We start from the raw sequence: 13,530 nt of genomic DNA, 5'->3' as shown, positions 1-13,530 counted from the left end.
GGAACCACGTGAAGACACGACGTTTCGGTGTGGCGGCAGTAGGCCTGATCGCGCTCGCCGCGCTGGCGACCGGCTGCAGCAAGGCAGCCGACAAGCCGGGCGCGACCGCGTCCGCGAGCACGTCGGCGGCGGCGTCCGCACCGGCGCAGGGTGCGGCCGCGGCGTCTGACGCGCTCACCGCCGCCGCGGACAAGCTCAAGGGCACCACCGCCAAGATGACGATGAGCATGGGCGGCGCGGCTGGCGCGGCCATGAAGATCACGGGTCAGCTCGACGGGCCGGGCAAGAAGTCCGCCACCTCGATGGACGTGATGACCCTCAAGATGGAGGTCATCCAGCTCGGCGACCAGGTGTACATGAAGGCCGCCGGGGTGCCCGGCATGCCCGCGGGCTGGATGCACATCGACGTCGCGAAGCTCGGCGCGCAGAGCACGCTGCGCAAGTCGATCGAGGACCCGTCGTACACCGCGAAGATGCTGACCACGGCCGCGCAGGTGCAGTGGGACGGCACCGGCAAGGTCAAGGGCGTGCTCGACCTGACCCAGTCGCCGTCGATGAACCCGGCCATGGTCGGCACGCTCGGCGACCAGATCAAGGCCGTGCCGTTCACCGCGACCATCGACGACCAGGGTCGGCTGAGCACGATGACCGTGGCCCTGGGCGCGGTGGCCCCGGCCGCGGGCGTGGGTGACATGACGATCGCCTACAGCGACTTCGGTGCTCCGGTGACCATCGAGAAGCCGGCCGGCGAGATCGTCGAGGCCCCGGCCGCGCTGCTGGCCACGCTCTGACGCCACGACGGCGGTGACCCCGCCACGGCGCTGACGCCGCTCGCACCCCGGTGCGGGCGGCGTTTCGCATACCGCCGCCCGGGTAGGGATGGCGAGGTGATCATTGAACCGGTGAGAGACGACACCGTGCCGACCTGCCCCGGAGTCCGCTGATGGACGCCGAGCACCTGCTGCGCGCCGTCGTGGTGGTGACCGCGGCGCTGCTGGCGGCACTGGTCGCCGGATGGCTGTCGGCGGTGATCGTGCGACGGGTCGGCCGCCGGCGCTACCACCGGTTCATGGAGCACCTCAGCCAGGCCTGCCGCCGCCCGTGGCGGGCCACGCTCGTGGTGGTCGCCCTGCTGGTCGCGCTGCCGTTCACCGGCCTCGCCGGTTCGGCCCGGGAGATGGTGCACCACGGGCTGGTCATCGCGCTGATCGGGGCGTCGGCCTGGCTCGCGGTGCGGGTGCTGTTCGTACTGGAGGACGCGGCGTTCCGGCGGCTGCCGATCGACGTCGCCGACAACCGGCGCTACCGGCGGGCCCGCACCCGCATCGGCATGCTGCGCAGGCTCACCGCGGTCACCGTGACGCTGCTGGCCGTCGCGTCGATCCTGATGACCTTCGCGCCGCTGCGTACGCTCGGCGCGTCGCTGCTGGCCTCGGCCGGGCTGGCCGGTGTCGTGGCGGCGCTGGCCGCGCACGCCACGCTCGCGCACATCTTCGCCGGGCTGCAACTGGCCTTCACCGACGAGCTGCGCCTGGACGACGTGGTCGTCGTCGAGGGGGAGTGGGGCCGCATCGAGGAGCTGCGGCTGACCTACGTCGTGGTGCGGCTGTGGGACGAACGGCGGCTGGTGCTGCCCACGACGTACTTCACCACCACGCCGTTCCAGCACTGGACCCGCAACGACTCCCGGGTGCTCGGCGCGTCGGTCCTCTACCTGGACCACCGCATGCCCGTCGACGCGCTGCGCACCGAGGCGCAGCGGGTCGTGGAGGCGTCGCCGCTGTGGGACCGCCGCGACTGGGTGCTGCAGGTCGTCGACACCACCGAGACCGCGATGGTGGTCCGGGTGCTGGCCTCGGCCGACGACGCGGCGAAGGCCTACGACCTGCGCTGCGAGATCCGCGAGAAGCTCATCGCGTACGTGCGCGAGCACCACCCCGAGGGCCTGCCGCAGACCCGCGTCGCCGTCGTCGCGCCGCCCGAGCCGTCCTGACGGGTTCAGTCGAGCAGGCCCTGCTCCTCGGCGCGGGTGATGGCGTCGGCCAGCACGTCGAGGTCGACGATTGCGTCGCGGATGGTCGCGGCCACCTCCAGCAGCGGCTCGGTGTCGGCGGCGCGCACCGAGAACAGGTCGGCCTCGGAGTCGAACTCGACCTGGTCGAGCACTTGCGGCGCGCGGTCGGTCAGTAGCACCTGCACCACGCCCTCCCAGGCGTAGCCGTTGCCGAGCCAGCCCTGCTCGTCGAAGATGTCCACATAGTCGTCGAAGTCGTCGAAGGTCAGGCTGAACTCACCGGAGTCGTGCTCGACCAGCTCGCAGGGGTCGAAGTCGGGGTCACGTGCCATGTCCGCGAGCATAGGCCTTGGCGTATGCCATCGCGTTTTCGCCGAAAGGCCGACTTCACCTCCTCCGAACCGGTGAAGCACCAGCGATGATCGCCGTTTCCGGTCAGAAAGTGCGGTCAGGCCACGCTTTCCGCCCGCGAACAGCGATCAAGACGCAAAAGTCGCGGCGGGTGTGAGCAGGAACAAGCGTTTCGTGGGGCGAATCGGCGGTTCGACCATCTGTGCGACCGCGCGAGAACATGGCAGGCTTTCTCCTCGTGACGATGGTCAGGCAATGGCAGCGGGTCTCGGCGTACGGGTTGGCCCGCGAGGGCGACACCGTGCTGCTCGTGCAGATCGGCCGCAGCGCCCACGGGGACCTCGGCAAGTGGATGCCGCCCGGCGGCACCATCGAGCACGGCGAGCACCCGGCCGAGACGGTCGTGCGCGAGTTCGCCGAGACCACCGGGCTGGAGGTGCGCGTCGACGGGCTACTGGAGGTCGGCTCCGACCACCGGCAGCTGACCGGCGGCATCGACTTCCACGGCGTGTTCATGCTGTACGGCGTGACCGTGCTCGGCGGGGAGCTGCGTCCCCAGCCCGACGGCATCATGGTCGAGCCGAGCTGGCACAGCGCCGCCGAGCTCGATCAGATCCCCATGCTCGACGCGGTGCGCGACGTGCTGCGCACCGCCGTCAAGAAGTAGCGCCGCCCTCGATCGTCTCGCGGCGGACCTGGCGCAGCGTCTCGGTGATGCGCGGCCCGCGGCGGGCGAAGCCCAGCTCGGTGGTGGCCTCGGCGACGACCTCGTCCTCGGTGCGGTTGAGGCCGTCGCTCTCGATCCAGCGGACCAGGTCCACCAGCGTCTGGCGCGGCACCTCGGTGATCTGCGCGGTCGGCGGCAGCTCGGGCTTGGGCAGGCTGCGCGGGGTCGCCGAGGGCAGCCGCAGGGTGACGCCGTCGGCGACGGTGTCCATCGGCAGCCCGGCCGACTCCGACACCGCCAGGTCGTACACGGCCCGCGCCTTGGCGATCTCCACTTCGCGCTGGCGCATCCAGTCGGTGGACCAGATCCGGTGGAAGCGCCAGCCCAGCCGCTCCAGGTGCTGCTGGCGCAGCCGGTCGCGGTCGCGCACCGTCGGCGAAGCGTGATACGACGCCCCGTCGGCCTCGATCGCCAGCACCAGCCGCTCCGGGTCGTCGGGGTGGGTCGCCGCGAAGTCGATGCGATGCCCGCCGACACCGTGCTGCACCACCAGCGGGATGCCCGCCGCGGTGAGCTTGGCCAGCACGTCGGCCTCGAACGGGTTCAGCGCCGGGGCGGTGACCGCGGCCAGCGACTCGCGGCGGCCGCCGGAGGACGCGTACGCCAGGAAGTCGCGCAGCATCACCGCGCCCTCGGCCCGCAGCCGCTGCGGGTCCATGTCCAGGTGGGTGAACGAGCTGACCACGGTCATCCGGCGGCGCGCGCGGGTGATCGCCACGTTGAGCCGCCGGTGGCCGCCCTTGGTGTTCAGCGGCCCGAACCGGTACAGCATCCGCCCGTCCAGGCCCTTGGGGTAACCGACGGTCAGGATCACCGCGTCGCGTTCGTCGCCCTGCACCCGCTCGATGTTCTTGACGAAGAACGGCTCGTGCCCGTGCTCGGAGAAGTACGGCTCCAGTTCCGGGCGGGTGGCCAGCGCCCGGCGCAGCGCCGCGTCGACGCGCTCGGCGTGGGTGATGCCCATGGTGATCACGCCCAGCGACTCGGCGGGCCGCTGCGCGGCGTGGGCGAGGATCAGCTCCACCACCCGGCGCACCTCGGCGCTGCCGCTCTCGGCGGAGGCGTCCGGGTCGGCCTCGCCGGTGACCAGCACGTGGCTGATGCAGTCGCCGGCGTCCGCGCCCGGGAACGTGGTCAGCGCGTTGCCGTTCGGGGCGTACACATGACGGTCGGAGAACGCGATCAGCCGCTCGTCGCGGCTGCGGTAGTGCCAGGCCAGGTGCCGTACCTGCGGCAGCGGCAGGGTGTGCGCGAACGCCTGCAGCAGCGACTCGACGTCGTCGCCGAGCGCGGTGCCGTCGTCGGGGGTGTCGGCGTCGCCGTCGGCGCGCTGGAAGAAGTTCGTCGGCGGCAGCTGGTGCTCGTCCCCGGCGACCACGACCTGGCGGCCGCGCATGATCGCGGGCACGCCGTCGACCGGCTCGACCTGGCTGGCCTCGTCGAAGATGACCACGTCGAACAGCACCCGCGCCGGCAGCACCTGGCTGACCAGCAGCGGGCTCATCGCCCAGCACGGCTTGAGCGCGGTCAGCGCGTCCGGGGCCTGCTCGAACAGTTTGCGCACCGGCAGGTGGCGGGCCTTCTTCGCGGCCTCGCGGCGGACCAGCTGCTGCTGGTCGGGGAACTCGTCGAGCACCGCCATCAGGTTGCGGGCGGCCAGGTGCCGCACCCGCTGCGCGGCGGCGGTGATGTGCGCGGCGTCGGCGGTGTGGAACGAGGTCACCGCCGCGTGCAGGGCAGCGCCGTGGAACGTGGACAGGTGCTCGTCGGTGAACCGCACGTGCTCCAGCACCGAGCTCAGCCACGCGTGGTCGAACGCGGCCCCGGCGCGGGCGGTGTCGCCGCCGACGCCGCGCGCGGCCAACTCGTCCAGCAGCCGCCGGGCCCGCCACTCGACCAGCGACGCGGCCAGCTCGTTGCGGCGCGCGGTGCGCAGCAGGTCGGCCTGGTCGCCGGCGAGCCGGTCCAGCTCCGGTTGCAGCAGCGTGAGGTCGTCGTTGTCGACCGGCACGTACCCGCGCAGCGACTCCAGGGCCCCGGCGAACTCGGCGAACACGGCCAGCGAGGCGGCGGCCGACGGGCTGGTGCGCGGCGGCTGCCCGTCGCGGCTGACCACGCGCCAGCGGGCCAGCTCGTCGGCGGCGGCGACGGCGGCCTGGTGCAGCTCGGCGGTGCTCGGGCGGCCGGGTGCGATCCAGTGCGCCCGGATCTGCTTGAGCAGCTTGCGGCGCTGCCAGAAGCTCATGCTGGCGCGGTCGGGGCCGGTCTGCGACGCGGTCACCCAGGCGGCCAGGTCCGCGGCGTACGCCTCCGGGCGCAGCCGCCGCAGCGTCGCGTCGACCTCCGACAGCAGCGCGGCCATCTTCTGCGCCGAACCCAGCGTGCCCGGCACCGACAGGCCCAGTTGCGCGGCGAGCGCGGTCAGCCGCTGCCGCGCCGGTGCCAGGGTGGTCGCGGCCTGACCCGCCAGCGCGTACGCCAGCTGGGCGGCGGCCCGGTCGGGAATCGTGGAACGCACCCACGGCCCCGGTCCGGGCTCGGCGTCGAACGCGCCGAGCTGTGCCAGCTCCGTGACCGCGGCGCGCAGCCGGGCCGCGGTCGGCGCGTCGAGGCGGGCCAGGTCGTCGCCGGACCAGCGCTGCGGCGTCATGTCGGCGGGGCTGACGCCCAGCAGCCGCGACTGCAGCTCGAACATCGACAGGCCCCACGGGTCGTGCTTGGTGTGCAGCGCCGCGTGGTGGGCGGCCAGCGCGCCGCGCGCGTCGAGCAGGCTGCGGTCGGTGTCCTCGGTCGTCGGCCGGGTCTCGTGGCGGGCCCGCTGCAGCCGCGAGTCCAGCGCCCGCGCCAGCTCCCGGCGGCTGCTCTGGTCTCCGTGCAGGTTCTGCACCAGGTCGTCGAGGCCGACCTGGTTGAGCCGGTCCAGCACCGCGTCGATCGCGGCCCGCTTCTCGGCCACGAACAGCGCCGTGCGCCCGCGCGCCGCCAACGCCATGATCATGTTGGCGATGGTCTGGCTCTTGCCGGTCCCCGGCGGCCCCTTGACCACCAGGTGGTGCCCGGCCACGGCCGCGTTGACCGCGTAGCTCTGCGACGAGTCGGCGTCCAGCACCAGGAACTCGTCGCCCGGCGGCAGCCGGTCCGGCGCGTCCGGTTCGACCGGCGCGGTCGCGTACAGCTCGCTCAGCGCCCGCGGGTCGCCCGCCAGCGCGGCGATGACCTCGCTGCTCTCCAGCAGCTCGCTGTGCTCGGTGATGTCGGCGACCATCGGCAGCTTCTCGTACAGGAACGTGCCGACCAGCAGCTCCGGGCCGACCGTGAACCCGCGTACGTCCTGGGCCGCCTTGGCCAGCTGCTCGAACAGCGGCGCCGGATCGTACGGGCCGTCCGGCAGCGCGTCGAGCAGCGTCTCCGGGTCGATGTCGAGCCGGTGCTCCTTGAACAGCTTGAACAGCAGCACCGGGTTGACCGTCGGCTCCGTGTCCAGGGTCAGCGCGAAGTCGGTCTCGGCGGCCGAGGTGGTCCGCACCGTCAGCCGGTGCAGCAGCACGGGCGAGCGCGGCGTCCGGTCCGCCTCCCACCAGCTCGCGATCCCGCTGGCCAGGTAGCCGACGTCGACGCCGCGCTCCTCGGCCAGCGTGCGCATCCGGGTCCGGATCGTGCGCGTGCGCCGCATCGCGTCGGCGTGCGCGACGTCGTCGGGGAACAGCTGACGCAGCGTGACGGTGCGCCCGGCGGTCAGCACGGTCACCGCCTCCGGCCGCGCGGTGTCCAGCCGCAGCGTCCCGGCCCGCAGATCGCGGTAGTACGCCAGCTGGTTACGCCCGGAGTCGTCCACCAGCGCGTCCGCCCACCGCCTGGTGGCGAGCGCGACATGGGACGGCTGCGGCAACTGCGGAACACTGTCGGACACGGTCACGGCCCAACGATCGCAGACTCCCGCACCCCCGCCAAGCGCCCCACCGAAAGCAATCACACCCTGCCGTCGAGCTCGCGCGGCGCGCAGCTCACAGGTAGCAGCCGGTGGAGGGTTCGGGGGTGAGCTGGACGAGGTCGCGGTCGCCGCGCTGGATGGCGAACAGCTCCGCCAGCGTCGCGCCGGACGAGCTGAGGCCCACGGTGCTGCCCAGCCAGGCGCTGGCCTGCGCGAAGGGCAGCGGGCCGACCTCGATCTGGGCCAGGCAGCGGCCCGGCCTGACCACGGCCGGGTGCAGCTTGTTCAGCGGTTCGTTGGTGGTCAGGCCCACGAGCACGTCACGGCCCTGGGCGAGCAGCCCGTCGGTCAGGTTGAGCAGGCGCGACAGCGCCTGGCCGCTGGACGCCTTCGCCGCCGAGGAGATCAGCTCGTCGCAGTCCTCGACCAGCAGCAGCCGCCAGCGCCGCTCCTCGGACTCGTCGTCGCCGATGGCGACCTCCATCAGGTAGCTGGAGTCGTGGAACAGGTGCTCCGGGTCGAGTACGCAGTCGACCTGGCACCACGACGACCACGCCCGGGCGAGCGCGCGCAGCGCGGTGGTCTTACCGGTGCCGGGCACGCCGTGCAGCAGCAGCAGGCGGCCGCTGATCGAGTCCGGGGTGAGCGTCATCAGGCGCTCCAGCGAGCCCGCGACGTCGGCGGAGTAGTTGTCCCGGATCGCCTCCCACGACGGTGTGGTGATCGGCCGGGTGCTGCGCTGCGCGCCGCGCTTGGCCGAGTGGTGCCAGAAGCCCATCGGCACCGTGTCGGCGCGCTCGACGTGGTCCTCGCGCGCGTTGCGCGTGGCGGCGTCGAGGATGCGCAGCGCCAGCTCCTCGGTGGTCGCGGTGACGGTGACCTCGGCGACGCCGCCACGCCAGCGCGCGGCGCGCAGCGTCCAGCCGTCGCCGGCGGCCAGGTGGCTGCGCAGACCGTCGTCGGTGGCCACCCGCAGCACCCGCCCCTCCTGGGGCAGCAGGTCGGCGTCCTTGCGGACGCGGGGCAGGCGGGCGGTGTGGGCGTACGGCTGCTCGCCCGTGCTGAACGGGGCGAGGATCATCGCGTCGACGACGTCCCGAGGAGTGTCGGAGTCATCAAGGGTGAGGTTGGTCGACAGCTGTGGCAGAGTGCCCATACGTCGATGATCTCGCAATTGGACCTGCGCACATAGCCGTTTTCCAGGCCCGTCGCCGGGGCTGAGCGTGGCCCGCGCTCAGATCCCGAGTTTCGCCCACGGCCCCCAGATCGCGAACGTCATCCCGTGTACGGCCAGCACGTTCACGAACAGCGTGTGCCCGTCGGGGCTGAACGCGCAGCCCGCGAACTCGTCGGCCTCGCGGGACACCCCGGCACGGTTGGTGAGGCGGTTGAGCGCGATGTCGAGCAGCTGCCCGTGCCGGGTGAGCCCGCGCACGTAGTTGTTGTTCGCGCCGTCCTCGCACATGATGAGCGTGCCGTTGGGGCTGGTGGTGATGTTGTCCGGGAAGTCCAGTCCGTCGACCGCGGGCGCCTGGTACACCAGCCGCAGCACCTGCTCCGCGCAGTGGTACGCCCAGATCTGCCCGTGGCCGTTGCCGTAGCCGCTGTCGAAGGGCCCCTCGTCCTTCTCCGGGCGGCCGCCGCCCTGCGTGGAGGTGAAGTACACGACGCCCTGCCGGTACGTGGAGCCCTCCAGGCGCGAGAACAGCGCCGCCCCGCCGTCGCGGCCCTGGTCGCCCACGTACCGCAGCGCCTTGTGCTCGCTGGTCGGCGCGGGCACGCCCTCGGTGTACGGGAAGCGCGGCGCCGGGTCGTCGATGTCGACCCAGGTGACCGGGTACACCACGCCGGGCTCCTGCGCGGCGGCGAGGTCCGCCCGCTCGCGTCCCTTCACGGCCAGCGCCTGCAGCCTGCCCCCGTCGGCGATGCCGCGCCCGTCGGCCCGCAGCGGGTCCGGCGCGCGCGGCGGCAGGTACCGGTAGAAGCAGCTGGCGAAGGCGAAGTTGTCCTCGGTCAGGTACAGCGCGCCGCCCTCCGGGTCGTACGCCACCGACTCGTGCGCGAAGCGCCCCGCCGCGGTGATCGGCTCGGGCTCGACCGTGCCCTGCGCGGGCACCTCGAAGATGAAGCCGTGCCGCTCGCGCAGCTGGTAGTTGCCGACCCCGGCGACGTCGGGCCCGTGCACGGTCTCCTCGCAGCTGACCCACGTGCCCCAGGGCATACGCCCGCCACAGCAGTTGGTGTGCGTGCCGCTCAGGCTGGTGTACGAGCGCACCACCTCGCCGAACCGGGTCACCTCGATCGTGGTCGCGCCACCCCCGGCCGCCGGGTCGTACGTGACGTGACCCGGCCCGAACGCCGAACCGGTGACCTTGACCTCGTGGTTGCGTACCAGGATCGTGTTGCCGCCCGGCGCCTGGAACGCGCCCATGCCGTCGTGGCTGCCCGGCAGCCGCGAGCCGTCGTCGAGCACGACCGGCCACTCCGTGTCGTGAAAGGAGCGGTATGCGAAGCCCTCGGGCACCCACAGGCGCGCCACGCCGTCACGCAGGTCGGCCGTGGCGGACAGCTTGATCCGCGACGGCGGCTGCGGCGCGCTCTCGCGGGCCAGGAACCCGCTGAAGGGACCGGCGGCGAACAGCCCGCCAGCCACCGCCGCACCGCCGAGCAGTGAACGCCGTTTGATCACCATCATCGCGCTCACTTCCGTGCGTCGAGGGAGCTACGGCAGGTGCAACGAGCGAACCACCCGCATGATCACGCATCGACGCCATCAGTGGTCCTTACCGACGCCCTGCCGCGCTCCTCGCCGCGCGGATTCCTCCGGTGTCGTACCCGGGCTCTAGCGTGCGGGCATGTCGCTGGATGTGAGTGTCGGGGCCGGTGCGCTGGCCGAGGCTGCGGCGCAGTTGCTGCGGCTGCTGCCGGTGCGGGCGCATCAGCCCGCGCTGGCCGGGGTGCTGTTGCGGGCCGACGCCGAAGGGCTGGAGCTGGCCGCGTCCGACGGCGAGGCGTGGGCGCGGGTGCGGGTGGCCGCGACGGCGCACACCGACGGCGAGGCGGTGGTGTCGCGGCGCGCGCTGGCCGACACCGTGGCCACGCTCGACGCGCCGCAGCTGCGGCTGTGCACCGAGGGCGCCCGGCTCGCGGTGCGCACCGACCGGGCCCGCTTCGCGCTGCCCCGGCTCGACCTGGATACGTTCCCCCGCCCGCCGCAGCCACCAGCGGCCGTCGGCGTGCTCACCGGCGCGGACTGGCGGGCCGCCGCCGCGGTGGCCGGTGCGGCCTCCCGCGAGGACGCGCTCCCGCTGTTCACCGCGGTGCGGATGCGCTCGGTCGGCGCGGTGGTCTCGATGCTGGCCACGGACCGCTTCCGGCTCGCCGCGGCGCGCGCGGCGTGGCAGCCGGTGCCGGGGACGGAGCTGGACGTGCTGGTCCCGGCCTCGCTGGTGGCCGAGCTGGGCAAGCAGGCGGGCCGCGCGAGCGAGGTGACCCTCCATGCGCACTCTGGCCAGTTCGCGCTGTCCTGGCCCGGCTGGACGGTCGGCACGGCCAGTCTGGCGGTGGCCTTCCCCGACCGGCAGCTCGACCAGCTGCTGGCCGCGCAGGCCGAGGCGACGGTACGGGTGGCCGCCGACGCGCTGGCCGCCGCGGTCGGCCGGGCCGCGCACTACGCCGGGCCGCGCGGCGCGGTCACCCTCGAACTCGGCGACGGCGAGCTGTGCGTGCGCGGCAGCGACCCGCTGGCGGGCGAGTCGTCCGAGACGCTGAAGGCAGACCTGCTCGGCGACCTGCTCACCCGGCAGTACCAGGCCCGCTACCTGCTCGACGCGCTACGCCCCTTCGCGGGCCGTCAGGTGCGCCTGGAGATCCAGTCCGCCCTGCGCCCCACCGCCTTCACCGCGGCGTCCCTCGACCCGGCTGTCGACCTGCGCTACCTCGTCGTCCCCCTACGCCCCGCCGACCCCGCCTGACCTGCCCACACCCGAACCCGGCCCGGCACCTCCCCGCAACCGCAGGGCCGGACGGGGCCGGGTCAGAGGGTGGGGGCGGTGTCGGTGGTGCGTTGTTCGGTGGCGAGGGTGAGGAGTTCGGGGTACCAGGGGGCGTCGGTGAGGAGGAGGCGGCGGGCGTCGTCGAGGGGGTGGGCGCGTACCTCCAGGACGGTCTCGCCGTCGTCGGGGTTGACCGGCGGGTGTTCGACGCTCACCTCGGCGTAGCACCACAGCCAGGCCATCTCCGGGTGCGGCTGGTGCGGGCGGTACGGCGCGGGCAGGTCGGACACCGCGTGGTGCGCGCCGATGACGCGCAGCGGGCCGCGCAGCACCGCGCCCGCCTCCTCGCGCAGCTCACGGGCCGCGCACTCGGCGACGGTCTCGCCGGGTTCGCGCGTGCCGCCGGGCAGGAACCACACGTCACGCGCGTCGCGGCACAGCACGACCCGGTCTCCGGCGAAGCCGACGACGTGCACGTTGGTGACGAGCCGGTCGGCGGGCGCGGCGGTGGAGAACCGGCAGTCCACCCCGGCCCACTCCCAGCGCTGCGGAGCGAACAGCAGCGGAAAACGGTCATCAGGGGACGCCACGGCCGGATCGTAACCCAGCGCGCCCGCGTCGGCGGTCCCGCGCGGTGGCCGCAGCCCCGTCCCCGGTCTACGGCCGCGAGCGCGTCCGCAGGCACCCGCCCGTCCTGGAACCACGACGCGAACGGGTCCGGTGGACGGCGGTCAGGACAGCGGGTTGGCGGCCGGGACGGCGAGCAGGTCGAGGAAGGCGTGCTGGGTGTTGCCGGTGTCGCGCAGCAGCTCACGGGCCTTGGCCAGCGGGATGAAGCGGCAGGTGACGACCAGGCCGGTGTCCCATACGCCGGGGTCGCCGATGACGGTGTGCGGCCACTGGTGGCGGTCGTCGTCGGCGCGCAGGTGGAAGTAGACGTTCAGGTAGGGGCGGCGGGTGTCGGCGAACCGGCCGCTCTGCACCCCGACGACGCTGAGCACGGCCAGCGGGCCGGTCACGCCGGTCTCCTCGTACGTCTCGCGGATCATCGCGTCGTTGAGCAGTTCGCCGCGCTCGACGCCGCCGCCGGGCAGGTGCGTGCCGGGGGTGGCCGGATACTCGAAGACGAGCACTTCGAGGGCGTCGTTGCCGCCACGGGTCACGTAGCCGGTGACCCGCACCCGGGTCGGCCGGTGCGCGCCGATGCCGCTGACCGAGACGAACAGCCCGACCTGCACCAGCGTCACCAGTGCCGCGCCGACCGCCCACCACAGCGCGAAGTCGCCGAACACCGACGCGAGCACCAGGCCGAGCCCGAGGCCGCCCGCGATCGGCGCGGTGACCTGCCACCACAGCGGCGCGGCGGACAGGCGGCGGCGGTCGCGCCAGATCCACCACCAGGCGATCGCGGACCCGGCCACGGCCAGCACGGCCCCGACCGTGTCGAGCAGCCCGGGGCCGTGCGCGTCGCTGAACGAGACCAGCCGGGGGCCGTCGTCGGGCACGGCCAGCAGCAGGCCGCCGAGCACGGTGCAGGTGGCCCAGGCGGTGATGACGTGAGCTCGGCGCACCTTCGGCTGCTCCTCCACTGACGACGGTGGTTGCACCATATCGGCCCGCCTCACCGTTGTGGGGGAGCGTCGTGGTGTCCGGCCAGCAGCTCCTGGAACCAGATCTTCGCCTTGATCACGGGACGCCGCAGCTGCACCTCGCGCCAGGTCGACCTGGTCAGTTTCGCGGCCGCCTTCGGGGTGGGCCGCGTGTAGCGCCAGCGGGCCCAGGGGGAGTGCGGGCGGGCCAGCCGGATCGAGCCGACGATCAGCAGCACCGGGATGAACAGGCCGATCAGCCCGGTCCAGATCTTCCCTTTGACCAGGGTGAGCAGTACCAGGCCGAGGTGGGTGGAGGCGATGGCCCCGGCGATGAGCCAGCCGACGCCGCCCGCCGCCGCGGCGGCCAGCATCAGCGAGTCGATGCCCGCCGGGCGTATGCCGAGCACGAGCAGCCCGGTCACGGCCACCGCCACGAACACCGCGTCGATCGAGGTGCGGCCCTTCTCCGACCAGTACACGTCCTCCAGGTGCAGGATCAGCGCGAACTCGTCGAGCACCAGCGCCGAGCCGATGCCGAACAGGGCGGCCAGGATCGAGCGCCAGAGCACGTACTCGTCCGGCACGATCAGCGCGCCCACGCCTGCCACGAGCATGAACACCACACCGAAGACGACGTGGTGGATGTGCAGGCCGCCGCCGGGGGTGACGTTGCCGGGCCACCACTTCACCTGGGCCCGGATCATCCGGACCGAGAAGCGGATGAACACGAAACCGAAGATCACCCCGGCGAAGAAGCAGAACAGCGGCAGCCGGCCGGTCTCCACGACCGTGCGGTGGAACCAGCCGGACACCGACCCACCTCCGCCCCCATACCTGAGCTTTCATCGTATTTGCTGCGTTAAGTCTAGTGAGTGCCATATGTTCGTGTTGACGGCCTGAATACTTCGCCGAAGAGACGA

The 13,530-nt window shown here is 73.0% G+C and carries 11 protein-coding genes; 4 read left to right on the top strand and 7 right to left on the bottom strand.

Going from position 1 to position 13,530, the window contains the following annotated elements:
• Positions 1–8 precede the first annotated feature (8 nt).
• Positions 9–791, top strand: a complete 783-nt coding sequence (locus tag HAV40_RS34050; protein WP_166388404.1) for a hypothetical protein — start codon at positions 9–11, stop codon at positions 789–791.
• 152 nt (positions 792–943) lie between these two features.
• The gene (locus tag HAV40_RS34045; RefSeq protein ID WP_166388403.1) at positions 944–1,993 is read left to right on the top strand and encodes a mechanosensitive ion channel family protein; all 1,050 of its coding nucleotides are present in this window, start codon (positions 944–946) and stop codon (positions 1,991–1,993) included.
• Between the two features lie 5 nt (positions 1,994–1,998).
• Here the strand turns inward: HAV40_RS34045 and HAV40_RS34040 are convergent, their stop codons facing one another.
• Positions 1,999–2,346, bottom strand: coding sequence for an Imm51 family immunity protein (locus HAV40_RS34040; protein ID WP_166388402.1), 348 nt, complete (start codon positions 2,344–2,346; stop codon positions 1,999–2,001).
• 263 nt (positions 2,347–2,609) lie between these two features.
• Here HAV40_RS34040 and HAV40_RS34035 point away from each other — a divergent pair, with 263 nt between their 5' ends.
• Entirely contained in the window at positions 2,610–3,032 is a 423-nt protein-coding gene (locus HAV40_RS34035) for an NUDIX hydrolase (RefSeq protein ID WP_239086878.1), read from the top strand.
• On the opposite strand, the gene HAV40_RS34030 is transcribed toward HAV40_RS34035, so the two are convergent.
• From HAV40_RS34030 to HAV40_RS34020, 3 genes are all read right to left on the bottom strand, one after another.
• Positions 3,022–7,008, bottom strand: coding sequence for an AAA domain-containing protein (locus HAV40_RS34030; protein ID WP_166388400.1), 3,987 nt, complete (start codon positions 7,006–7,008; stop codon positions 3,022–3,024). The two genes, HAV40_RS34035 and HAV40_RS34030, sit on opposite strands and share 11 nt — an antisense overlap.
• A gap of 88 nt (positions 7,009–7,096) precedes the next feature.
• The gene (locus HAV40_RS34025; protein ID WP_166388399.1) at positions 7,097–8,179 is read right to left on the bottom strand and encodes a DUF5925 domain-containing protein; all 1,083 of its coding nucleotides are present in this window, start codon (positions 8,177–8,179) and stop codon (positions 7,097–7,099) included.
• Between the two features lie 78 nt (positions 8,180–8,257).
• Entirely contained in the window at positions 8,258–9,718 is a 1,461-nt protein-coding gene (locus tag HAV40_RS34020; RefSeq protein WP_203671801.1) for a PhoX family protein, read from the bottom strand.
• A gap of 160 nt (positions 9,719–9,878) precedes the next feature.
• Between HAV40_RS34020 and HAV40_RS34015 the strand changes: the two genes are divergently transcribed.
• Positions 9,879–10,997, top strand: a complete 1,119-nt coding sequence (locus HAV40_RS34015; RefSeq protein ID WP_166388398.1) for a DNA polymerase III subunit beta — start codon at positions 9,879–9,881, stop codon at positions 10,995–10,997.
• Between the two features lie 62 nt (positions 10,998–11,059).
• On the opposite strand, the gene HAV40_RS34010 is transcribed toward HAV40_RS34015, so the two are convergent.
• From HAV40_RS34010 to HAV40_RS34000, 3 genes are all read right to left on the bottom strand, one after another.
• Complete coding sequence (locus tag HAV40_RS34010; protein ID WP_239086870.1) at positions 11,060–11,608, bottom strand: NUDIX hydrolase; 549 nt, start codon at positions 11,606–11,608, stop codon at positions 11,060–11,062.
• A gap of 141 nt (positions 11,609–11,749) precedes the next feature.
• Positions 11,750–12,589 carry an NUDIX domain-containing protein gene (locus HAV40_RS34005; RefSeq protein ID WP_166388397.1) on the bottom strand — a complete coding sequence of 280 codons (840 nt, stop codon included), beginning with the start codon at positions 12,587–12,589 and terminating at the stop codon, positions 11,750–11,752.
• 50 nt (positions 12,590–12,639) lie between these two features.
• The gene (locus tag HAV40_RS34000) at positions 12,640–13,422 is read right to left on the bottom strand and encodes a hypothetical protein (protein ID WP_166388396.1); all 783 of its coding nucleotides are present in this window, start codon (positions 13,420–13,422) and stop codon (positions 12,640–12,642) included.
• Positions 13,423–13,530: the final 108 nt, after the last annotated feature.

The organism is Catellatospora methionotrophica (assembly GCF_011297335.1).
Classification (GTDB): Bacteria; Actinomycetota; Actinomycetes; order Mycobacteriales; family Micromonosporaceae; genus Catellatospora; species Catellatospora methionotrophica.
This window is presented reverse-complemented; position numbering and strand designations above follow the sequence as displayed.

What these genes read in the sequence shown, in the direction of transcription:
- HAV40_RS34045 (WP_166388403.1), top strand. Translation starts at nt 944, where the DNA reads ATGGACGCCGAGCACCTGCTGCGCGCCGTCGTGGTGGTGACCGCGGCG.
- HAV40_RS34040 (WP_166388402.1), bottom strand. Translation starts at nt 2,346, where the DNA reads ATGGCACGTGACCCCGACTTCGACCCCTGCGAGCTGGTCGAGCACGAC.
- HAV40_RS34035 (WP_239086878.1), top strand. Translation starts at nt 2,610, where the DNA reads ATGGTCAGGCAATGGCAGCGGGTCTCGGCGTACGGGTTGGCCCGCGAG.
- HAV40_RS34025 (WP_166388399.1), bottom strand. Translation starts at nt 8,179, where the DNA reads ATGGGCACTCTGCCACAGCTGTCGACCAACCTCACCCTTGATGACTCC.
- HAV40_RS34020 (WP_203671801.1), bottom strand. Translation starts at nt 9,718, where the DNA reads ATGATGGTGATCAAACGGCGTTCACTGCTCGGCGGTGCGGCGGTGGCT.
- HAV40_RS34015 (WP_166388398.1), top strand. Translation starts at nt 9,879, where the DNA reads ATGTCGCTGGATGTGAGTGTCGGGGCCGGTGCGCTGGCCGAGGCTGCG.